This window comes from Halomonas sp. TG39a, from assembly GCF_000744395.1.
In the GTDB taxonomy this organism is placed as follows: Bacteria; Pseudomonadota; Gammaproteobacteria; order Pseudomonadales; family Halomonadaceae; genus Vreelandella; species Vreelandella ventosae_B.
This window is the reverse complement of record NZ_JQLV01000001.1, coordinates 3,244,502-3,265,578: the sequence shown is the minus strand read 5'-3', so window position 1 is coordinate 3,265,578 and position 21,077 is coordinate 3,244,502. Positions and strand designations below refer to the sequence as shown.

The 21,077-nt window shown below is 45.9% G+C and carries 13 protein-coding genes and 1 tRNA gene; 6 read left to right on the top strand and 8 right to left on the bottom strand.

What is annotated here, in order from left to right; all coding sequences use genetic code 11:
* Window positions 1-34: 34 nt before the first annotated feature.
* Complete coding sequence (gene dctP / locus U738_RS14580) at window positions 35-1,060, bottom strand: TRAP transporter substrate-binding protein DctP (protein ID WP_035581773.1); 1,026 nt, start codon at window positions 1,058-1,060, stop codon at window positions 35-37.
* 554 nt (window positions 1,061-1,614) lie between these two features.
* On the opposite strand from dctP, the gene U738_RS14575 reads away from it, so the two are divergent.
* Window positions 1,615-2,667, top strand: coding sequence for a GlxA family transcriptional regulator (locus U738_RS14575; RefSeq protein WP_035581771.1), 1,053 nt, complete (start codon window positions 1,615-1,617; stop codon window positions 2,665-2,667).
* Window positions 2,668-2,766: 99 nt separating this feature from the next.
* On the opposite strand, the gene U738_RS14570 is transcribed toward U738_RS14575, so the two are convergent.
* Genes U738_RS14570 through U738_RS14560 form a run of 3 tightly spaced genes read right to left on the bottom strand, consistent with a single transcriptional unit; the run spans window position 2,767 to window position 5,546 of the window.
* Window positions 2,767-4,029 (bottom strand): TRAP transporter large permease, encoded by a 1,263-nt coding sequence (locus tag U738_RS14570; RefSeq protein WP_035581769.1) that lies wholly within the window; start codon window positions 4,027-4,029, stop codon window positions 2,767-2,769.
* Window positions 4,026-4,550: a TRAP transporter small permease gene (locus tag U738_RS14565; protein WP_035581766.1), complete on the bottom strand. Its 525-nt coding sequence runs from the start codon at window positions 4,548-4,550 to the stop codon at window positions 4,026-4,028. The genes U738_RS14570 and U738_RS14565 overlap by 4 nt, the downstream gene beginning before the upstream one ends.
* Entirely contained in the window at window positions 4,551-5,546 is a 996-nt protein-coding gene (locus U738_RS14560) for a TRAP transporter substrate-binding protein (RefSeq protein ID WP_035581763.1), read from the bottom strand.
* A gap of 144 nt (window positions 5,547-5,690) precedes the next feature.
* On the opposite strand from U738_RS14560, the gene U738_RS14555 reads away from it, so the two are divergent.
* The 5 genes from U738_RS14555 to U738_RS14535 all read left to right on the top strand — a co-directional run bounded on the left by U738_RS14555 (window position 5,691) and on the right by U738_RS14535 (window position 15,910).
* Window positions 5,691-5,767 (top strand) — tRNA-Arg (locus U738_RS14555).
* 277 nt (window positions 5,768-6,044) lie between these two features.
* Window positions 6,045-7,625 carry a DNA phosphorothioation-dependent restriction protein DptF gene (gene dptF / locus U738_RS14550; RefSeq protein WP_035581760.1) on the top strand — a complete coding sequence of 527 codons (1,581 nt, stop codon included), beginning with the start codon at window positions 6,045-6,047 and terminating at the stop codon, window positions 7,623-7,625.
* The gene (gene dptG / locus U738_RS14545; RefSeq protein ID WP_035581758.1) at window positions 7,626-8,972 is read left to right on the top strand and encodes a DNA phosphorothioation-dependent restriction protein DptG; all 1,347 of its coding nucleotides are present in this window, start codon (window positions 7,626-7,628) and stop codon (window positions 8,970-8,972) included.
* Window positions 8,953-14,067, top strand: a complete 5,115-nt coding sequence (gene dptH, locus U738_RS14540) for a DNA phosphorothioation-dependent restriction protein DptH (protein WP_035581755.1) — start codon at window positions 8,953-8,955, stop codon at window positions 14,065-14,067. The genes dptG and dptH overlap by 20 nt, the downstream gene beginning before the upstream one ends.
* A gap of 13 nt (window positions 14,068-14,080) precedes the next feature.
* Window positions 14,081-15,910 (top strand): DUF262 domain-containing protein, encoded by a 1,830-nt coding sequence (locus tag U738_RS14535; RefSeq protein ID WP_035581751.1) that lies wholly within the window; start codon window positions 14,081-14,083, stop codon window positions 15,908-15,910.
* Window positions 15,911-16,017: 107 nt separating this feature from the next.
* On the opposite strand, the gene U738_RS14530 is transcribed toward U738_RS14535, so the two are convergent.
* The 4 genes from U738_RS14530 to dndB are packed head-to-tail and all read right to left on the bottom strand — an operon-like array spanning window position 16,018 to window position 20,962.
* Window positions 16,018-16,371 carry a DndE family protein gene (locus tag U738_RS14530; RefSeq protein ID WP_035581748.1) on the bottom strand — a complete coding sequence of 118 codons (354 nt, stop codon included), beginning with the start codon at window positions 16,369-16,371 and terminating at the stop codon, window positions 16,018-16,020.
* Complete coding sequence (dndD, locus tag U738_RS14525; RefSeq protein ID WP_035581745.1) at window positions 16,372-18,366, bottom strand: DNA sulfur modification protein DndD; 1,995 nt, start codon at window positions 18,364-18,366, stop codon at window positions 16,372-16,374. It lies immediately after the preceding gene.
* Complete coding sequence (gene dndC, locus U738_RS14520; RefSeq protein ID WP_035581742.1) at window positions 18,366-19,889, bottom strand: DNA phosphorothioation system sulfurtransferase DndC; 1,524 nt, start codon at window positions 19,887-19,889, stop codon at window positions 18,366-18,368. Before dndC ends, dndD begins: the two co-directional genes overlap by 1 nt.
* A complete protein-coding gene (gene dndB, locus U738_RS14515; RefSeq protein WP_035581740.1) occupies window positions 19,886-20,962 on the bottom strand; it encodes a DNA sulfur modification protein DndB in 1,077 nt (358 codons plus the stop codon). Before dndB ends, dndC begins: the two co-directional genes overlap by 4 nt.
* Window positions 20,963-21,077: the final 115 nt, after the last annotated feature.

Here is a 21,077-nt window from a genome sequence, read left to right as displayed (position 1 = left end):
ATATGTATTGGCTCTCGATTGGTTTATGTACCTATTACTCTTCGGAGATCGCTTGAGTGACTGTTTCGTAGTAGCGTGTGCCGTCCTCGCCTGCGTTTTCCGCCATGGCTTGCCACGCCTGCCAAGCGGCGTCTACAAAGGTTTCAACGTCATCATCTGAGAAGTCGGGAAGCATGGTGATTCCCAACTCTTTACGCTCTTGACGCGCCTGCGCTTCGCGCTCTGGATCAACAGCAGTGGCGCGGGTCTCGTTCCAAATCTCTTCACCGGCTTCTTCCAGAGCCTGAAGTTGGTTGTCGTTGAGGCGGGATAGCGCTCGTTCACTGATACCAAAGAGCCATGGGGAGGCTGCCCAAGGGTGTAAGTAAGACTCGTACTCGGTGACTTCTTGAAGCGAAACGGTGGGGGCTACGGTAGATAAGTAATAGGCACAATCTACAACGCCTGTTTGAAGTGCCATATACATATCGTTTTGCGGAATGACTTGAGCTGAAATGCCCAATAATTCAAAAGTATCCACAAGGTGTCTGGACCAGACGCGGACTTTTTTATCCTCTAGGTCTGCCAAGGAGTTTACCGGCTCTTTGCAGTGCAAACCTACATCGAAAATAGGAGCAACGACGCCACCAACGATTTGAATATCCCAATCTGAAAAGCCGTCTTCATAGAGTTCCCTGATTACATCAAGAATTTCGTCATGTTGGGAAGATTCCGTAATGGCGCCCTGAGCATATACAGATGCCAAGGCTGGCGCATCACGCGTGTAATATTCACCATACAGTAGTGCCATATCTACCATGCCCTGCTGCAATACTCTCAGCATGTCGGCTTCTTTAAGGCCTAAGGCGCCTGCATGGTAGACTTCGATATCAAGCTCGCCATCTGACTTTTCACTCACTAAGCTAGCGAATCTGTTGATCTGCTCTGCTTCAGGGCGAGATTGTGAAAGCCCGCTATGGAATTTCAACGAGATGTTTTCTGCCTGGACACTCCCCATGGTTGTTAAGGACAAAAGAGTCGCAGCGCCCAAAGTAACTTTTTTGCTTTTAGGATTATTCATAAGTTTATTTCTCAGAGGAGGGGAAGTGGATTTTCATCTTGAATCAGTTACTACTTTCGAAAAGGTATTTTTTGCGACACTAAGGGCCTAAATAGCGACATTTGATGAACTTTTAAAAAGTACGTGGCGGTGGGTATGTTTTTGTTATCTGGCGAAGTAAGGCGAGAGGAAGGTTCGCGCCGCGGGACGCTAGAGGCTAAGGTTGTGTTAGTAGTAGGCTCATGAGTGAAAATGACAAAGCCATCTCTACTCAGTGCGATATCGAAAAGTCCAGTGAAAGCCGACTGATGTAATACTCCATTGGCTAGTAAGGCTGAAATTCGTACTTTTACTATAAGGTTTTTAAATAATATAACTATTTTTTTCTCTTTAACCAGTCATGTAGGGTTTGTGTAAGTTGTTCAACTTGACACAAGGTCGGGCAGGTTTTACATGATTGAGTTTGAGGTCTTGTGGTGTTGGTGAGTTTTAATAATACTGATTTTAATGTCTTGTTTTTAAAATGGCGCGATTTTTGCTTAAAATAACTATAGTTCAAAAAATTGAGGTTCATCATGAAGGATAGATTCTCAAGCATATTGAAAAATAAAAACATGGCTTATATTTCTTCGACTGACTCTTCAGGGAAGCCTAAGATAACAAAAAAAGTAGCTTTTATACTGCTAGAGAATTTTTCAATGATGGCTTTCACTGGCGCTGTGGATGCACTTGTTACAACGAATTTAATGCAATCTACTACGATGTATGAGGTCTTGGTGGTGGGTAGCGAGGCACCTGCAACGGTTTCTGACTTAGGTATTGAGGTGGCCACGGATTATTCGTTAGACAAATTCGATGCTACAAGCCTCAATATTGATGTGTTGATTGTATGCGGTGGCCTGCGTGTACTTCCTAAAACAACCCTCCTACTGCGCAGCAAACTGAGGCATGCTGACAACAAAGACGTGATGTTAGGAGGATTATGGAACGGTGCCTATTTCCTTGCAGAGGCGGGATTATTGAACGGCTACCAGTGTGCTTATCATCCTGATGGCCGCGCGATGATGGCAGAGCAGTTCTGGGATGTATCGGTATCTAGCCGTAGCTTTATTGTGGATCGTAATCGTATCAGCTGTGCCGGGGCGAGTAGCTCATTGAGCATGATGCTTGAAGTAGTCAGAACTGATTGTGGCAATGAGGTGGTCAGTGCAGTTGAAGAGATGCTTAGCTGTGATAAGGGCTTAGACTCCCCAGATATTTCAACGATAGGTGTCGATCAAAACCTCACTCTGCCAGAAAAATTGAAAATATCGCTGCAATTGATGAAAAATAATATTGAAGAGCCTTTATCCATATCCGAAATAGCTAATTGGGTTAATATTTCGAGACGTCAGTTAGAACGTATGTTTGGTAATTACGTTAATGCTAGCCCTTCTCGATACTATATGGAACTTCGTCTAACGCGTGCGCGACAGCTTCTTCAGCAAACTAACAAGCCCGTTGCCGAAGTGGCAGTTGCCACCGGTTTTGTGAGTATCTCTCATTTTCGCAGCTGTTTTTTCCAGCTCTTTGAAGTAACACCGGGACAGTTTCGAAAGTCGTGCCAAGCTGGCGAACATTCAATGTGAACTTCTTATTTGAATTCACGATGAATGCACTGAGACTAGATAAGCGCCACCTTAAAAAGAGAGCCAATAAGGCTCTCTTTAAAAAGTGCAAACGCTGGTTTAACCACCTGACCAACCCAACATAATCGGCACGTAAACCACTAACAGCAGCACCCCGATCAGCCCCAGCAGGTAAGGGATGATCGCGCGGGTAATGCGCTCCAGCGGCAGCTGGGTGATTGATGAAGCCACATAGAGGTTGATCGCCACCGGCGGGGTAATCATGCCGATGGAGAGCCCCACCACGATAATCAAACCAAAGTGAATCGGATCAATCCCCAACTGCAGCACCAGCGGTAGCAGCACCGGTGTGAGGATAATCAGCGCACTGGCGGTTTCGATAAACACTCCGGTGAGCAAAATAATCCCCACGATCAGCAGCATGATCACGTAAGGGTTGGTAGAGAGCGACAGCACTGCCTGGGCAATCGCCCCCGGCACCTGCCAGCTTGAGAGCGTCCAGCTCAACACCGCCGACATGGCAATCACCAGCATAATCACCGCGGTGGTCATCGCTGAACGGATCAGCAGCTTATAAACCTGCGGCAGCGTCAGGTCACGATACACAAACAGCGACACCAGCATGGCGTAGTTCACCGCCACCACGGCGGCCTCTGAAGGCGTGAAGATCCCCGAGAAAATACCCCCAAGGATAATCACCGGCGTCATCAGCCCCCAGCTGGCATCTTTAAAGGTCGCCCAGATGGTCGCCAGCGACAGCGGCGTGCCCTTGGGGTACTGGCGCTTATACGCCTGAGCAATGGCAATGGCCATTAACCCTAGCCCCATCGCTAAGCCCGGCAAAAAGCCGTTTAAAAACAGCTTGGAAACCGACTGCTGGGCGATCACCGCGTAGATGATCATCGGCACCGAGGGCGGAATCACCACACCGATGGTGCCGCTGGCGGCGATCAAGCTGGCTGCCGATGCCGGGTCATAGCCTTTACGCTTGAGCTCCGGCACCAGACTGGAACCCACCGCTGCGGTGGTCGCGGCGCCAGAGCCGGAGATTGCCGCAAAGAACATGCCCGCCATCACCGAGACCACCGATAGCCCGCCGCGCATAAAGCCGACTAACGAATCGGCAAAGCTGACCAGCTTTTCGCTCACCTTACCCTGGGCCATTAAATCCCCAGCGAGGATAAACATCGGGATCGCGCCCAGGGCAAAGGAGTTAATGCCTTGGAACATCTGCTGGGTGACCACCATCAGCGGCACGCCGGATTGATAGAGCGCATAGAGCGTGCTGGCGCCAATCGCAAAGGCAATCGGCACGCCCAGCAGCATAAACAGGAAGAACAGCCCAAACAGCAGCAGCGTCATAGCGACTCCTCCTGGGGCTGGGAGGTTTCGCCGTTAATCAGCAGTTCGATGATATCGACCAGCGCGTACCAGGCCATAATCGCCGCACAGATCGGCATCACCGCGTAGACGTAGGTCATTGAAAGCCGCAGCGAGGCGGATTTCTGAAAGCTCTGTACCTGCATATAGCGGTAGCCGATAACGATCAGCGCGATCATAAACGCCAGCACGATCAGCAGGGCGGCAATGCGGGCGATTTGGCGCAGGCGGCCGGGCAGGGCATCCACCACAAAGGTCACGGCAATGTGCCGCCCGCGCTGAAACGCCAGCGTGCCGGCCAAAAAGGTGATCCACACCAGCAGAAAGCGGGCGACCTCCTCAGTCCAGCCCACCGCGCTGAACAGCACCCGGGAGACGATCTGCAGGGTAATCACCCCAATCAGCGCCGCCATGCCCGCAAAGACCACGGGCTGGATGATCGCATCCAGCCCGCGCTCAATTCGCCGCAGCAGCCTTAACAGCGGTTGAGTCAGTGTGGTCACTTACTTAAGCGCCTCCTGAATACGCGGCAGGTAATCACCGAACTGTTCGCCGTACTTCTCATACACCGGCGCAACGGCAGATTGGAAGGCTTCCATATCTGGATCGTCGTTGATCTCCATGCCCGCATCGCGCAGGGCCTGCAACTGTTCGCTTTCCATCTCTGCGTTCACCTGGCGCTCATGCTCCGCTGCTTCCTGGGCTGCCGCTAGGAGTACCTCTTGGGCGTTTTCAGGCAGCTGGTTCCAGGCGGGCATACCCATCACAAAAATTGCTGGGGCGTAGGTGTGGCGGGAGAGGGTCATGTAGTTCTGGGTTTCATCCAGGTTGAACGAGTGAATCACGTTCACCGGGTTCTCCTGGCCGTCGATAGTGCCCTGCTGCATGGCGGTGAGCGCTTCAGTCCACGCCATGGGAATCGCGTTGGCGCCCAGCTCGCGGAAGGTGTCGGTGTAGACCGGGTTCTCCATTACGCGGATGCGTAGGCCGTCCAGATCTTCCGGCGAGTTTACGGCACGCTCGCTGTTGGTCAGGTTGCGGAAACCGCGCTCGGCGTAGGCCATGCCTTTTAGGTTCACCTCAGAAAGCTTATCGAGCAACTCCTGGCCGATCGGGCCATCGAGCACTTCGTAAGCGGCTTCCGGGGAGGGGAACAGGAACGGCAGTTCAAATACCGCCATCTCTTCGACAAAGTTGGCGACTGGCCCGTTGGTGATCACGCCCATATCCACGGTGCCGATCTGCATGCCTTCCAGCAGCGTGCGTTCGTCACCCAAGGTGGCGTTGGGGTAAATTTCGATATCCACCTTGCCGTCGGTGCGCTCTTCTACCAGCTCTTCAAATTTGGTGGCGGCAATGTGGAAACCATCCTGCTCGTTGACCACGTGGGCCAAGCGCAGAGTAACCGGATCCATATCAGCAAAATCAGCGGCGTTCGCGGCGCTTACCAGCGCCAGTGAGATGCCCAGTGCCAGCGTGCTACGTGCAAATGTTTTCATATTATTGTGTTCCCAATGGACTAAGGTGCAGAAGTGCTCCCAAAGCATGCACCACACCAGGGAAAACGGTCAATTGACTAAAGGTACTCAAGCGCCATACGGCTGGACACAGCGCCCCTGCACAGTTACGATACGCACACACAAGCGCCCGTAGCTCAGTTGGATAGAGTATCGGCCTCCGAAGCCGAGGGTCGCAGGTTCAAATCCTGCCGGGCGCGCCATCATTTCAAGGGCTTACGTTAACGCGTAGGCCCTTATTTTTTGTCTGTGACCACCCTGTGACCAGATCGTGGCCACAAACTCTTCATTACATGCCTGATATGTCTATTCGTTTATGACCTTTGGCTTTTTCTTGCCACGAGCATGGTCACATGTGTACGTTCTCTTAGATTCACTAAAATTAAGCACTATGATAGCCTAAAATGACCTTCGGCCTTTGAGGTGTGTTGGGCATAGCGACATTCATTGTGATCGTCAATCTAGGGATGAGAAAACAACGTGCAGTTCAAACGGTTACTAGACACTCTTGCTAGGTCGTCAGCTCAAGCGGTCACCACACTGAGTCAGGGGCAAGAAGAACAGGACGAGTTAAAAAAATACCTTTATGTCAAGGCAGATATCGAAGAAGACTTCCTAGCCCTGTTGGAGTCAGGTCTTTCGGCAGGTAGTGTGGTTTTCTTATGCGGTTCATCAGGTGACGGTAAATCGGAACTACTAAGTCGCCACTATGGCACTTATGGTAAGCGTTTTAGATTTTATCTTGATGCCACGCATAGCTTTAAACCAGATCAAACAGCTGTAGAGGCGTTGGATCAATTGTTTGATGAACATCAGCAGTCACAGCAGCCACTGGTTGTCGGCATCAACGTTGGTATGTTGCTTAATTACCGGAATACAGCTGCTGAACGACATGCCGATATTAAAGTGGCAATTGATCGATTTATTGATGGCAAACGCTCGCTCGGTAGCTACCAGTTTATTAACTTTGAAGACTATCCAAAATTTAGCTTAGAGAACGGGAAGATCGGTTCTGAGTTTGTTGAGGAATTACTTCACAAAGTAACAGCGCCAAACGATAAAAATCCTATTTTTAGGGCCTATCAAGCATTAGATATTCAAGACCAACGACTCGAATGTCACAACTATCGTTTGCTTCAGGAACCTGCAGTACAGAAAGTAGTTGTTCGTACACTGCTGCATGCACGTCTTAAGTTTGATCAATTTTTCTCTACTCGAGCCCTCCTGGATCTGATACACCATCTGATTTCCAATAACGATGTTCTATTTAATAACCTTTTTGCTTCGCCTGGCTATGGACTGGCTGGTACTTTGGTAGAAATGGATCCGTGTCTGTTTCGCTCCCAAAAATTGGATCAATTTTTGATTCAGCAATCGTTAAACATATCAGATACTGAGTTTGAAAAATTTAAACAAGAATACTTTGAGAGTTATGGCCCACAAAAGCTTTCTCCATCTTGTTGGGTAAGAGCTTTTTATACCCTCCAGAATATCGATCTCGGCAATAATTACCACAAACAGTTTAATAAAGATTTTGCTCAACCGATCTTCGATGATTACATCCGTGTTTGGCAACTGCATCATTCAGAAGACGACAAAGCCAGGAAGGATTTGCGGGATTTCTACAATAAGCAGCTGATAACTAGCTTGCTGAAGTTTGCAAATCGTCTTGAGCCAAAGCTAGTTAACGATGGTATCTACTTGACGAAAAGAAATAATATTGTCATTTCAGCCAAGATTGATGTGCGCCCAGATTTGAACAGTATCGCAAAAGCTAACTCCATGAAGAATCAAATTCATTGCTTTAACGCTGCCATCAAAGTGGACGATATCTCACTCAAGCCTTTTCCTGTCACTATCTCGTTTCTTGAACTAGCCAAGCGAATTCTTGGAGGCTACAGACCCAATCGCCATGATAAAAATGCAGTAGTCATTCTGGAAGAGGTGATCGAAGAGCTGGTCAGTACTGCTAACAAATCAGAATCTATCCACTTTCACAGCAAAAACAAGAAATGGACATTGAGTCTGGATGATGAAGATTTCGTCGTGGAGGCAGAGTAAATGAGTCTTTACAGTAATTTATCTATTGTTGGCGAGCTAAAGATCAAGGAAAAGAATTTCGTTAATCATTATCTGACATTTCGTCAGCAGCGCAGTGAACGTAATACGGTTCCAGATACTCACTCGGTTGGAGGAGAGTTGTTGTCTGCAGGGCTACAGAAAACGCTGAAGAAAGGTCAAAAGCTGGAAAATTTTGTCGAAACTTGCCGAGCTCGGTTCGCTGAAATAATCGATGAACCGGAGTTTCTAGAACTACTTGAAGAAATGTACTTCGCTGATAACGCAAATGGTTTGTTTGAGGTCGCGCCTGAGTTCATGCTATTCAGAAGTGGCTCATCTACTTCAGGTAACACAAAGCATGTTGGTGATGTATTGAGTGGTCTTTTGGCTGAATCAAATACTGAAATACAAGTTGCTGCCAATAACGTGAATTTCCTTGAAGCGGAAATTCACGATGAATTTCAAAAAGTGGTAATCAGCTCGGAGCCAAATACAACAGTAAGCAATTATTTGCCGTTTCTCACAGGTAATTTCTCCAAAGATTTCCAGTTGTTGTGCCAATATCCTGGCTATCTTTTGCAAAACCTTAAGGCGTTTATTGCACTCTATAATTTCCTGTACAGCTCGCAATTGGCTCTAAATATTAATACCTGGAAATCTGAACCCGTCAGCAAGCCACTGTTTTTTATTCTAGATACTGAACGAGCCAGTGCCGAGCGTAAGCAAGTTCGTGGCGCCGTTCAAGAATTGAGAGACAAGGTTGCAGACCTTTTTCCAGTGCTTTCCGCGCTGGAGTATTTGAACCAATCTGACTCCAAAACGGCTCATCGCTATCCTCTTTGGACGATTCGCGCATATCTGCAGGAGCGCCAGGCGTCCGAACAACAAGTGCTACTTAAGCAGCTAACCACTTTTCTTGAGAATTATCGGGACAACCGTAAACGTGATCCTTGGTCTGGCTCGATTACGACCCCGGATGAAGTGTTGGAAGCCATTGCTGCTACGGCCAAGGAAATCTTTAGCCAACCTCGTAGTGGTCAGCTAACTGTGAAAAAAAAGGTCGTTAGCGCCTTCGAAAATGAGGTGGCACGTCATTTCATTCAAAATCGCAAGCGTGGTGGTAATGTCCTAACTATTAATCAGGATTACCTGTTGTTGTTAACTAACTTGGCAGTGGGCACTGAACCGCGCCTGCAATTTCAGCAACTAATTGAAGAGTTTAAAGCCCGTGGTGTCTGGTTTGATCTGCAATCACAGCAAGTATTGATTGAGTTCTATGAGCGAGTAGGAAATCTTGAACGAATGAGCGACAGTGGAGACGCAGTCTATGTCCGAAAAACAATTTGAATCCTTCCTAGTTGAGCACTTGAAGAACTGGTTGGTTGGAAGGGTCAAAGCGGGCGAGCGTTTCCAGTTCCGTTCTGTAGACCCAGATAACACAATAAAATTGCTTGCAGCGCTTCATGATGCCGCCGATGGTTCGATTTCGGATGGTAACACTCAGCTAAATTATCTGCTGGTGGATAATATCAAGCTAATAATTGCAGGTCATGCTGAAGAAGGCGGAATGGATGTTGGCTGCTACACTGATAATTACTTAGCTAAATTACGAGATGATGTCGTTAACTGGGAACAGTCTCTGTTAATGATCCACAACAGCTCACTCGATACGATTACCAATAGCACATTTGATCTAGCTAATTATGGTGCTGTCTGGTCGGTTAAAGGCATCAAACAACAGCTCGAATGCCTTATCGGCAATGATATGAATAACCGGGTAACTTCAAGGTGTTTACTCGACTTTCAAGCCAACGTCGTCGAATCCGATAATGCCAGTGTATTTGGCTATCGCAGTCTTTACGAATCTATCATAGACGGTGATCTGCGATTCGATGAGCTAGGGCTATTTAACGATCCCAAACTGACCGATGGCTGGGCTACTCAGGGTGAAAAACTTAACAGTAACCAAATCGAACGACGCTTGGAAGAAAACCGCAAACTGCGTTCTGAAATCGAATTTGAGGTAGAGCACCACTCCGAAGAGCTAGAAGATCGCTTAAGCCAGTTCGGTAGTAAGTTCATTAAAGATAACTTTGATAATGGTAGTGAAAAATGGAAGACACTTACATTCGATGAGTACATTGCAGAAATAGAAAAACAGAAGAAGCAGTCGCTTGAATTTGATGATATTGCGTCAGGGACAGGCCTGCTTCAACACCGCAGTAAGCGTGGTAAAGGGGCAGGACTTCGTGATATCCATGTTCTACTTGAGGCAGATCAATCCTTAAATAGCTTTGCTATAACTATCAAATTCTCCGGCTCAAAAACAGAGAAGCAACAGTTCAAGATCGTGCGCTCACACGGATCTGCAAATGAAGTAGACTTCAATCACCGAAGCCATGGTAATAAAACTACGTTAACCGTTACTGGTCCAACATTTAATCAACCACTTTTTTTTACTGTCAGCCTCGCGCGCGAATTAAATTCCGAACAGTATAATTTTCATTGTGTTGTTATCCCTAAAGACGTGTTTAACCTGGACGATATGATTAACCAGTTTTTGGTTAACCGCTCAAAACAGGCATTGGTACTACAAGCAAAGCAGCAGACCATCATCATTAACCCGAATGTCGAAGCTATTAAAGCTTTAGCTGATAATTATGAATGTGTTGATACCACACTGTACGGTCAACTGGATTTTCAGCAGCTCTACGATGAATCTGACGAGGTTCGTTTCCAGTTGAGAAGGGGGGATACTGAACTTCAAATCATGGTTGAAGGTGAACCCGCCAAGCAAACCCTTGTGCTTCCATTGCTTGCAGATACTAGTCGTACCAAACATTTGTTGTGCGATAATTACTATGCCATGTATAAACCCAGCAAAGGCTCTGTTGTACTGGATAACCAGGAAATTAGGCAGCTGTTTCTAAGGGAACAACTACTCGCCATTGAGCACACCTTTATTGAAGAAGAGTTAGTCTTCTGGAATCAAAATACAGAGATCGTAAACAAAGCTGACGAGCTAAAGGAACTAGGCTTCGAAGAGCTCTACGAGAGCTACGTAGCTTTTCTCCGTTATTTCAAAGCAGATAATCGTCGTACACTACCCTCACTTGAAGGGTGGGGGCCGAAAATCACTGCGTTGGCCAGAAATTACATCCAAGCCTATTTGGGCTATCTGGAATCTCTAGAGAAGGGCAAAACTCTGTCCTCTTCGGCCAAGTTTGTAATGAAACTTGGCCTCGCTTGGATGCTTGACAGCAAAGAAGGTCGGCAGAAACAATATCTCACGCCGTTTCATCCAGTTGTATTGTCTTATTATTTAAACCTAATCGATGCTATTCGCGATGACGGTGAGGAGTACAGCTATAAATCTTTACCAAACGTGACGTTGAAGCGGCTCAACCCTCGTGGTCTTGTACCTCACTTGTTTGACGAAACCCAGGGCTACAGCTACACCCAAAGCGTAGATGAGAACCCATTCTGGCTGGAAATAGTCCCCAAAGAAGACTCCAGCTTTGAGTATGTCACTAAATTAGTTCGACACAAAATCGAAGAGTTTATCGAAACTTTCAAGAAGCTGTTCGAAGAAGTGCCTGCAGCTCCGGTATTGATCAACTCAATCAATAACGCAGAAAACCGAGAGCTCTTCAGAGGCATTCTGGCTTATTACATCGATCGCCTAGACGATGGTCGTCGCATTCATGTGAATCTTTACGACGATGACGAAATTGATACCGAATTCGACATCTTCGCCGAGATGGCTACCTACGATGAAATAAAGGATAGATACGGCCTCGACAAAGGCGCAGCAAAGCGCAATACCGACACTATCGTCGACGTGCTGCGAACCCATCTAAGCTTTAGTAAATTTCAAAATAATCAGGCGGATAGTCAGAAATACGCCCACCTGAGTTTTTTTAAAAACAATCAGTTAGTTGACCCGAGAAACAACAATATTGATGAGCATATTTCCGGCATCGCGTGTGGTGGTCTATTGGCCGGAGAGTCTTCACTTAAGGAAAACGAGTTCTATTTCACTGGTCTAGGAATGAAAGGTGTTGATTGTTTAGATAAGCCACACCTCCAAATCGCCAAAACCTTCAACCGGCTCTGGCGGCCATCCATTGTTAGTGGTGATACGTACGACAAAAACTCTGCTCTTCGTTTATCCGTTAGCACTTCAGTTAAAAAGCAACTCGATCGTTCCTACGATAGTTCGGTATGGGTCACTATTATTGACCCTAAAGTAACCTTGGATTTTTTCCAGGACAACAACGATATCATACTCATTCACTACTCAGATCAGTACACCAGTTCCTCTGGATATGACGCTATCACAGTTACCAAGCAGACCGGTATCTATAAGAATATATTGGGCGCTGGCGGCGAGAGCCTAATCCGCGAATTCAATGCCTTTAATGGCGAGTGGTTGTTGCAAATAGTGAGCGACAACGAAAAGCTTGGCAAAGAAGGCGTGATTGCAGGTTACAAGGCCGTAGCTTCCATGTTGTCTCAGTCTGATATTTGCTGGGTGCCATTGTCTGTTGCTGAAATGATTCGCGTGGCAGGCAATATCGGTCTGGCCATGAGTGACTCCGACTTCTCCAGGCTGAACTTTAATATCAAGCACGGTGCTATCTCAGACGATATTCTGTTCGCTGGTTTCAAAGACGAAAAGCTTTATTTGCTGCCAGTTGAAGCCAAGGCAGGTAGTCGCCCGGATTTCACCAAGGCTCGTAGACAGGCGATCGAACTCAAGCAATATATGGAAGCTATCCTGGGCCAGGGTAACCTGGCAGGTAAACTCTTCCGTGGTCTGTTTATTCGTCAAGTTCTGCTACAGGTCGAAAAGTATCAGCTCTATAAGGTGTTCGATAAAGCCTACTTCGATAATTTACTTGCAGAGCGTGAAAAATGGCTTGAAGGAACGTACATCATCGAGCAGTTGTTCGACTATCCGCAAGCAATGGTTGTTGCGTTGCTGAATAGCGAAGCGTGTTTCTCCGAAAGTTATGAGGAAAGTAACGGTGTACTGACAGTAGAGATACCCATCAACATGATGGATAACCTGATTCACACGCCATATCAGGAACTACAGAGAAAAATTGTAGAAGGCAAATCACTACGGATTCCAGAGGAATACATGCTCGGCATTCAACACTCGGATGATGAGACTCCTGATGAAAACTGCCACAACAATGCTGAAAAAGCCGAGCCAGTTGATGATTCCGCATTACGGGACCAAAAAAATCAGAATTCGTTGACCACCGCTAAAAATCAGCATCACCAGGCAGACTTTAAGTCAACTCAGCCACTGACCGTACAGTTTGGTACAGATGTTCAGACCAACCTGCCTGTTATCTGGGAGCCTACCAATACCGAAAAGCTGTTTAACACCAATACCGGCATTATTGGCACCATGGGCACCGGTAAAACCCAGTTCACTAAATCTATGATTACCCAGCTGGTGCGGAATCAAAAAAACAATGTGGGTGGTACTAACATTGGTATCCTAATCTTCGACTACAAGGCCGATTACGTTAAGGATGAGTTTGTAGAGGCGACCAATGCCAAGGTATACGACCTGTTCCATTTGCCGTTCAATCCATTCGCAGTATTCGGTAACCGGCCAATGCAGCCGATGCATACGGCCAACCTATTCCGTACCACAGTAGCCAAAGCATTTGGACTTGGCCCAAAGCAACAGAATAAAGTGCGTACCTTGGTGATGGATGCTTATGAAGCGGCTGGAATATACCCGGAAGATCCTTCTACCTGGGGCAGGTCAGCTCCCACGCTTGCAGATATTTGGGCAGAGTTTCAAGCGCAGGAGAAGATCGAGCAGGATTCTCTATACGCTGCTCTAGACGATCTGATTGGTTTTAAAATCTTTGAGCCGGATACCAATAAAACGCAGTCGCTCTATGATTTAGTAGACGGCGTAACGGTGATTAACCTATCGGGTTATGATCCCAGTATTCAGAACCTGGTCGTCGCTTTGACGCTGGATCTGTTTTATACCCAGATGCACCAGCAGGGAAGCTCCATGCTGGAGGGCAGTTTTCGTCAGATTTCTAAGATGATTCTGGTTGATGAAGCCGATAACTTCATGTCGCAGGATTTTGATAGCTTGAAAAAAATCCTGAAAGAAGGTCGTGAGTTTGGAGTAGGCACCATTCTTTCCACTCAGGAACTAACGCATTTTAAAACTGGTGACAATGACTATTCTACTCTGATTCTATCCTGGGTGATCCATCAGGTTGCCAATATCAAGTCGCAAGAAATTAAAGCCATATTCAACACACAAAAAAAACAAGGTGAAGAATTTTACATGAGTGAAATTCGCAAGCTTGAGAAGCACTATAGCTTGTATGTAGACGGCAAAAAGAAAGTCACCAAATTAAAAGATTTGGCTTTTTACGAAATAAATAACTACTGACATAGGTAACTTTATGGAATTTCATCCTTCTCCCGCTACGATTGGCACGGCACTTGCCGAGAAAGAGGATTTTTATATACCGCGATACCAGCGTTCTTATGCATGGGGAGAGACAGAGCTACTAGACTTTTATCGAGATATGGGAAAACTTCACGATGCTAGAGTGCAGGAAGGCGCTTTAGCATCAAAACATTTTTTCGGCGGAATTTTAGCTATAAATCGAGATGTAGAAGGTTCACGACGTCGGCAATGGGAAGTTGTAGACGGTCAGCAAAGGTTAACTACCTTTTCTTTGTTGGGAGTTGCTTTAATTAGAAACCTAGAAAATCTTTACTATGAAGCTGAAGAAAGAGGATGTGAAGCCGCTAGTTCAATTAAGCTTTTGATAGAAAATAGTAAAATTAAATGGGTGGGGTTTGAGGATTTAATTAAATTAAGATCAACAACTGTTGATAAGTTGAAGCTTTCAAGGGCAGATAATGGTTTTTATAAAGAGCTGGTGAATAATACATTTGATGTATCGTTATCTCCTAGGGAAAGAAAGTCTCATGACAGATTGTTGTACGCCCTCAATATGGCCGAGAGTTTTATACAAGAAAGATGTCCTTCAGAAGACATCGAGGACAAGTTTAAAGAGCTGTCAATCTTTGATGATATTTTGTCCGAGGACTGCCAAATTCTTTGGATTGACTGTACTACCCGAGATGACGCTTATAGACTTTTTCAAGTATTAAACGATCGTGGCACAGGGCTATCTGATGGCGACTTGTTGAGAAATACTACTTTAGAAGTTATTTCTGTTTATGGTGAGGCTATTTTAGAGGATGCAGGTGCATACTGGGACAAAATATTAAAAGATGACTTTTCGAGCCAAGAAAAATACCTCAGGTGGTATTTTACATCAATTATAGGACGGTCACCAAAGACAACCGAAATTCATGCAGAGTATTTGAAGCATGTCTTTAGCTTTAGCGAGGGTGAAAGGATAACTGAAGCTCATGCACAAAATATTGTTGCACAGCTAAAATTAATGGCATTTTGTGTAGATCGTCTTCGTGGTTTAAGATGTTCAGAGTGGCCATATGAAAATGGTAGAGCTGGCAACTGGGAAAGAGAGCGATTAAAAAACCTTATCGAGTTCCTCAAGAATGATAAAAGTCTTCCACTTCTGTTGTCGGCTAGTAGAGTTTTCAATGAAAATGCTTTTGCCGACTTGGTTCACTGCTTGGAGAAATTTTTCTTTAGATTCAAAATTATTTGCGGTGGTCATGCTACCAAGCTAGGTAATATTTATGATAAGGCAGCAGCAAAGATAATTACACGAGGGGCCCAGTTTGATCTAAATGAGTTTAAGAGCGAGCTACAGAGAGCACTTGATGTAGATGCATCATCACAGATTTTTAAAGAAAAACTAAAAGAAGTCGATTACTCCGGAGGTTATAATTCTCGATTTCCATTAAGGTATACTTTATCAGTCGTCGAGGAATATTTTGACTCATATTCAAAAAGTGAATCGCCTTTGCGTGTAAGGGATAAAACAAAAGTAATTGATCCTAACGTTGTAACCATAGAGCATTTGTATCCTAATAATGCTGATGTAACTGACATAGATGAGCAAATGGAGCCTTTGAAAGGCAAGATCGGAAATCTGTGTTTACTCGCTAGAATTCCTAATCAAGATGGTTCAAATCGAAATTTCTTGAGTAAAAAAGAAAGCTATCGTGAAGACCAATACTTTTTGACAAGAAGGATGTCGTTGTACGAAAAATTTGATAGAGATGAGTGCATTGAGAGGCAAGATTGGCTTTTAGCAATTGCTGATGATATTTTCAGAGTGAATTAATGTAGCGTTACAGTTTGAATTTGTTAAAGCCATACCTTGTATGGCTTTAACAGCTTTTTTGATGATGCTAATTGCGATACTTTATTTTTGTAGACCAAGTGGAGTTTTTAAGAGAAAAAGGCATCTAAATCTAATAATTTCTTGATATGCCCCATTTTATGCAAGCCGATATCAATTAATGATCGAACAACATCCTGAACATCTGCATCGACTTTCTGCTCGGTACAGAATTGCCGAATCAAAGCTTCATATACGCTTGCTTGGTCACCAAACAACACATCACGATTGATAACGTGCGTCTGTTCGGGTTTGTTCTCATTAATCGTTGCTGTGTGCGTATCGCGTAGCGCCAGCGCAATAGCAGTGCGTGCAAGCACGTTAGGGGTGAGGCGTGTTTTCGTTTGCATATACTGCAGCCGATCCCATGTCTTCTTACTTAACTGGATACGAGAGGGAAACATTTAGAGAACCTCCTTCTCTTGCCAGAAATAGCCTTCACGAACCCGTGTTGCCCCCGCTATAGAGTCATATTCGAGCTTATAGGCTCGTGAAATATCTGGTGAGAGTGCTGTATAAAATGCTTCGTCGACCTCCGTATCTGTGGATAGAACAATCATTTGATGACTCGCGGTTGGAAAATAACCTTCAATGAGCTTTGTTCGATGCTCTGAGTCTAGTCGCCCTAGGGGGGTATCAACGATCATCGGCAGTTGGCGTCCTGAGGTCTTTGCCAACGCTTCGAGCACTGCGATCGCGAAAATCTGCTTTTCACCGGCAGAAAGCTCATCTTTCGCAATTTCTCTACCTCTGCCGGAGAGAAGGCTTACATGAAAAGTTTGGGGATCAATGCGGATCTGCAGTTCCAAGTCTTCCTTACGTGCAAGCTTCGCAAAGCATTCCGTGAACTGTACTTCAAGATCCTGAATTTTAGCTTTAGCTGTGTGGTCCACATAGTCATTTAGAAGGCCATTCGCATTATTGATGTAGTCGAGTACACGTTTTTGGTCGCTCAATTTCGCAGCTGTTTCGTAAAGCCGATCAAGTCTACGGGCAACATCAACAGCCTTGTTCGCAGTCTCTTTACCTGATTTTCGAAGGGTATCGATTTCAGCGTCTAGCCTGCCAAGTTTTTGCTGTAGTTGCTGAAGATTCTCAAAATCCGTAGCGATCAGTGAGTCGTCTGGTGCCCGCGCTAGTGAAGCACCTATCTCATCGAGAGCGGTTTCAATTTTTTCTAACGACGCGAATAACGTTGATACTTCTTTACGCTGCTTTCGAGCCTGATTAAACGTAGTGAAAAGGTGACCTGCTTGGGAAGGTGTCAAATCATGAATTGGCTGATCGAGACTCTGATCTTTTGAAGATAGATTAAGCGTATCTAATCCATTGATAACTATGCTTAAAGTGTCTTCCGATAACTTTGAGTCAAGCGACTCAATTAGTTTCGTACGATACTCTTCATGAATTCTACGCTCCTGAAGAAGACTGTGGAGATTTAGGTCGCTCTCTATTTGGGTCTCCGTCCTTGCACAGAACTCCTCTGCAAGTGCGATAGGCGCCGCATCAGATACTAGGCTATTAATCTGAGAAACTAGATGTTCCCGCTTATCTTGCAGTTCTGATAATTCGTCTACGAGCTGTGTTCGAGAGGCAGAAAAGTGTCCACCTCTATCATCAATCCCTTTTTGGATCTTATTAGCTCGATCCTGAATCTCAGCACGTTGAGCACGAGCCGTAGTGATCTCTTGTCGAATGGACTCGACACGAGTACGGCAATCCTGAAGGTTGGATTGTTCGGAATCTATTTGGGCTTGAATCTCTTGAGCTGATGATCGTTTGGTCAGGTTGCGGTTGAGGACCGTCAAATCGCCGGAAAGCCTTTCAACTACGTCCAGACCCAGTAGCTTCTTAATGGAGTGCTCTAAAGCCGCGCCACCTGTGTCATCCGCTAGTTGAGCTATCTTTTCACCATCGAAAAAGAACAAGTCAGATACGCCAGCAGGAATAAGTTCATTAAGAAAATTCTGTGCTTGGTCGTAATTGAGACCTTTAATAAGAGTGCCGTCTTCAAGGATTGTCAGAGTTTCTTTGACACTGCTTCCCTTCCGTTGCCATTCACGTAGAACATGATATTGGTTTTCCGTGCCAAGCTTGGCATACGTGAAAGTTAGCTCAACAGATGCCTGGTTCGCAGAGCGGTCAGTCTCTTTTGAGTGATGTAGAGCGTCCAGGAGAAACTCGTCGTAACGTTTTTGAGAAACGGTAGAGCCAAGACATAAGCGCCCGTAGAGGGCAAGCCTTACGCCTAGAAGAATACTTGTTTTACCTGCCCCATTTAGCCCTCCAAAGAGAATGATGGGTCGAGTTTTACCGAAGTGTTTTTCGGGAGCTAAATTAAAATGATTGGTGCCTGCATAAACTCGGAAATCGGTCAGCGTAAGCTCTTTGATAAGCATTAATGCAAAAACTCTGAAAATTCGTCTTTTACTTCCTCAACGTACAACTTGCCACGCTTGCGAAAGGACTGATTACGTTCGTTGATAGCTTCGAGCTCTTCCCAATCGCGCTGAAGGATGCTTTCCAAGCTATTTAAAATACCTCTACGTTTTCCAAGGCCTGACACCTGAAGCTCTGCTTCAAGCATCTTTCGGATTAGAGCAGACGGAACCCCATACGTATCGGAAAGCTTTTCCAACGTTTCCGAGTCTGCGCGTGTGAATGCTCCGGCATCGTCTTCCACCCAGTCGAGGTCTTCACCATATACGTCACGGTATATGTGGGGCAGGGAGTCTTCCCAGTCCGGCTCGTTTGGATCCCTCAGCCATTCTCTTCTGATCAAATGCAATTCAGGTCGCGTGATCAGTTCGATGGACTCTCCGCTCTCGTTAATTTCTTTCTCAATGGTCAGAAGTTCACGAAGAAATTCTTGGCGCTTTGATAGCCAATAAGGGCCAGGTATGTGGCGAATTTCTTGAATGCTGTCATCACTGATATCGCCAGAATTGTATGAAACGCGACCAGTCCGGCGACGGAAGTTTCGATACTCCTCGGAATTTTCAGGTTGCCGAGATTGGTAGAGCATGTTCCTGAAGGCTAGCAGAGGTTTCATCCAATTAGCCCCTGACTCGATCAATCCGTGAAGCGCTTTGTCCTCAGTAACAACTGTGCAAGTCCAGCAGCCAAAGCGACTGTTGCCACAAGAGGGAGTGCTTTTATCGATAACAATGGGGCATTCGCCCTGATTAGATCCTTTGTAAAGTTCTAGCAGCTCTCTGTTAGAGCCGCCCCACGGGCACGGGGCACTCATTAGATACATCCATACTTCATCTGCCGACCAGTTTTCGATTGGCATGTAAGTGTATGCGTTAGGCAGTGAGCTATGACGGCTTAAAGCAGAGCCGTCGATCTTGTGCTTAGAGATTACCTGGGCTCGTGAAGCACTCTCTTGGCTACGGGAGCCCAATACAACAACGGCTTCACCGAACTCAGCTACTTTATCAAGTATGAACTCGCTAACAGGGTCAATCTTCATTCGCTCTGTGCACCAACGAAAAGATTGGTTCGGCGCTGGGTAGCCACGGCCCAGTAAATTTACCCAAAATGTTTGATCTGTCTTCGGCACCACGCTGTGAGCGCTCATAGGTAAGCCTTCACGGGGTGCTGATTCATTGATAGTGGCTATTACTCGCTTAATCATATCAACGACGACAGGTGTTTCTACCAATGTGTCAGATGAAACGACATAAACATGTTTCTTGCGCTTCTCTATTGGAAGCTGAAGTAGCGCCATGTAGATAAGCGATAAAATGCATGTTGAGTCTTTGCCACCGCTAAAGCCAATGATCCAAGGGCGGTCATCGGAGCAGTAGATGGTCTGAATTTCGCGTACTAAATCCACGAGTGGACGGCCACCAATGGTGTAATCCTGGATCATAGAGAGGTGGTCTGAAAAAATAAATTTCTCTTCTGCTGCAATCACTTGAACGACTCCTCGTATTCCTGCTCTGAAGGGGTAAGCGGAACACCGAGCTGTTGTTTGATGTAGTTGCCGCTGAGAACTACGCTGCTTCGTGCTTTGCTGATACGACCATGATGCATGGCGCGTCCTTCCCAATCACTATTCGCGCGCGCCCAATCAATTTTTTGTAGGCCTTGTAGGATTTCACTCCACTGCGATTTAGGCTTACAAATGAGGCCAGCACCTAATTGCCCCATAGCCTGCAACATGACGCCGTGAGCATGAACATATTGTTCTCGCAGGTCACAAGTGGCTACTTTCTTTTCTAGGGCTAGCTGCCAGTCCTTCATATTTTCAGCTACTTCGTTCCAGAACTGAATCGCTAGTTTTTGCTCGTCTTCAGTGATAGGGGCGTTTTTACCCTTCATCAGCAAAGCTTTAGATGCATTTTTTATTGCTGATAAGGTGAAAAATTTACTGCTTCGATTAGAGATGCTTGATCTCTCCATTTCGGTCAGTCTTGAAAAAACTTTTACTTCTCGAACAATATTTCTAGCAAGTTCAGATAAAGCGTCTCGATGATCATAGAGGGTGCTAATGGAGTCGCTTGGGCGCACTGCGTGCTTGTTAAGGTCGGCGAACATTTGTTGACTGCGTTTAAGGCCGTCGTCGATGAAGAAAAGCACTGGAATGTTGTCATACCCGAGCTCTGGATTTTGTTCTATCGCTTGTACGATAGCCTCGCGGCGATGTTGGCCATCGTTAATTAGGATTTTAGCGTCCATCGGAATAGACAGCAGCCCGAGGTTTTGCCCAAGCCCGGTGTCCGTGCTGGGCTCAAACGAGACCTGACCATCTACAGAGGCGGTGATGCCAGAAAGTGTATAGTCCGACGGGTTGTCTACTAGGTAACTCACAATGTCAGGGATACGAGTACGGTTCAGAACACGTTGGGCTCTCAGCTCAGGAGGAACTTCTTGCCCGTCAAAAATAAAAATTTTAGGTACTAATCTAAGAGGACACATTGCCACGTAACATGGCCGTCCAGACTGAATGCCGCGTGCAGCGGGAAAAGTGTGAGAGAACTCGGCCATGAATGTCCTTGATGACTGGAAGTTAAAAATTAAGCGGAAGTTAATTTACTAAATACAAACTTCCAGGTCAATGCGACGGTATTGCAATCCAGATCGACAGGCATGATGGCTTCAT

What these genes read in the sequence shown, in the direction of transcription:
- dctP (WP_035581773.1), bottom strand. Translation starts at nt 1,060, where the DNA reads ATGAATAATCCTAAAAGCAAAAAAGTTACTTTGGGCGCTGCGACTCTT.
- U738_RS14575 (WP_035581771.1), top strand. Translation starts at nt 1,615, where the DNA reads ATGAAGGATAGATTCTCAAGCATATTGAAAAATAAAAACATGGCTTAT.
- U738_RS14570 (WP_035581769.1), bottom strand. Translation starts at nt 4,029, where the DNA reads ATGACGCTGCTGCTGTTTGGGCTGTTCTTCCTGTTTATGCTGCTGGGC.
- U738_RS14560 (WP_035581763.1), bottom strand. Translation starts at nt 5,546, where the DNA reads ATGAAAACATTTGCACGTAGCACGCTGGCACTGGGCATCTCACTGGCG.
- dptG (WP_035581758.1), top strand. Translation starts at nt 7,626, where the DNA reads ATGAGTCTTTACAGTAATTTATCTATTGTTGGCGAGCTAAAGATCAAG.
- dptH (WP_035581755.1), top strand. Translation starts at nt 8,953, where the DNA reads ATGTCCGAAAAACAATTTGAATCCTTCCTAGTTGAGCACTTGAAGAAC.
- U738_RS14535 (WP_035581751.1), top strand. Translation starts at nt 14,081, where the DNA reads ATGGAATTTCATCCTTCTCCCGCTACGATTGGCACGGCACTTGCCGAG.
- U738_RS14530 (WP_035581748.1), bottom strand. Translation starts at nt 16,371, where the DNA reads ATGTTTCCCTCTCGTATCCAGTTAAGTAAGAAGACATGGGATCGGCTG.
- dndD (WP_035581745.1), bottom strand. Translation starts at nt 18,366, where the DNA reads ATGCTTATCAAAGAGCTTACGCTGACCGATTTCCGAGTTTATGCAGGC.
- dndB (WP_035581740.1), bottom strand. Translation starts at nt 20,962, where the DNA reads ATGGCCGAGTTCTCTCACACTTTTCCCGCTGCACGCGGCATTCAGTCT.